Genomic DNA, 1190 nt, shown 5'->3' with positions numbered 1-1190 from the left:
ACTCGATGATCTTGGACACCACGCCGGCGCCCACCGTGCGGCCGCCTTCGCGGATGGCAAAGCGCAGGCCTTCTTCCATCGCGATGGGGGCAATGAGCTTGACGGTGATGGTGACGTTGTCGCCCGGCATCACCATCTCCTTGTCCTTGGGCAGCTCAATGGCCCCAGTGACGTCGGTGGTGCGGAAGTAAAACTGCGGCCGGTAGTTGTTAAAGAACGGCGTGTGGCGGCCACCCTCTTCCTTGCTCAGCACGTACACCTCGCCCATGAAGTGCGTGTGCGGCGTGATCGAGCCCGGCTTGGCCAGCACTTGGCCACGCTCGACCTCTTCGCGCTTGGTGCCACGCAGCAAGATGCCGACGTTGTCGCCCGCTTGGCCTTGGTCCAGCAGCTTGCGGAACATTTCCACGCCGGTGCAGGTGGTCTTTTGCGTCGGGCGCAGACCCACGATTTCCACTTCGTCGCCAACCTTGATGATGCCGCGCTCGATACGACCGGTCACCACGGTGCCACGGCCCGAGATCGAGAAGACGTCTTCCACCGGCATCAGGAACGCGCCGTCAATGGCGCGCTCCGGCGTCGGGATGTAGTTGTCCAGCGCCTCGGCCAGCTTCATGATCGCTTGCTCGCCCAGCTCGCCTTTGTCGCCTTCGAGCGCTTTGAGCGCCGAGCCTTTGATGATGGGGATGTCGTCGCCAGGGAAGTCGTACTTGGACAGCAGCTCGCGCACTTCCATCTCGACGAGCTCCAGCAGCTCGGCGTCGTCGACCATGTCGCACTTGTTGAGGAAGACGATGATGTAAGGCACGCCCACTTGGCGCGCCAGCAGGATGTGCTCGCGCGTCTGCGGCATGGGGCCGTCCGCCGCCGACACGACCAGGATCGCGCCGTCCATCTGCGCCGCGCCCGTGATCATGTTCTTGACGTAGTCGGCGTGGCCGGGGCAGTCCACGTGCGCATAGTGACGGTTGGCCGTCTCGTACTCCACGTGCGCGGTGTTGATGGTGATGCCGCGCGCCTTCTCTTCCGGAGCCGCGTCAATCTCGTCGTACTTCTTGGCTTGACCACCAAACTTGGACGCCAGCACCGTCGTGATGGCCGCCGTCAGCGTCGTCTTGCCGTGGTCCACGTGACCAATCGTGCCCACGTTGACGTGCGGCTTGGTCCGCTCGAATTTTTCCTTTGCCATG

The 1190-nt window shown here is 63.3% G+C and carries 1 protein-coding gene; it reads right to left on the bottom strand.

Annotation, left to right across the window (positions count from 1 at the left end; all coding sequences use genetic code 11):
• Positions 1-1189: elongation factor Tu (gene tuf, locus Taqua_RS13050; RefSeq protein ID WP_144326993.1), on the bottom strand; the 1189-nt coding region annotated here is incomplete at its 3' end.
• Position 1190 lies beyond the last annotated feature (1 nt).

The sequence above is a fragment of the Tepidimonas aquatica genome (assembly GCF_007556585.1).
Classification (GTDB): Bacteria; Pseudomonadota; Gammaproteobacteria; order Burkholderiales; family Burkholderiaceae_C; genus Tepidimonas; species Tepidimonas aquatica.
Note: the sequence above shows the minus strand (reverse complement) of the source record. Positions and strands in the feature narration are given on the sequence as shown.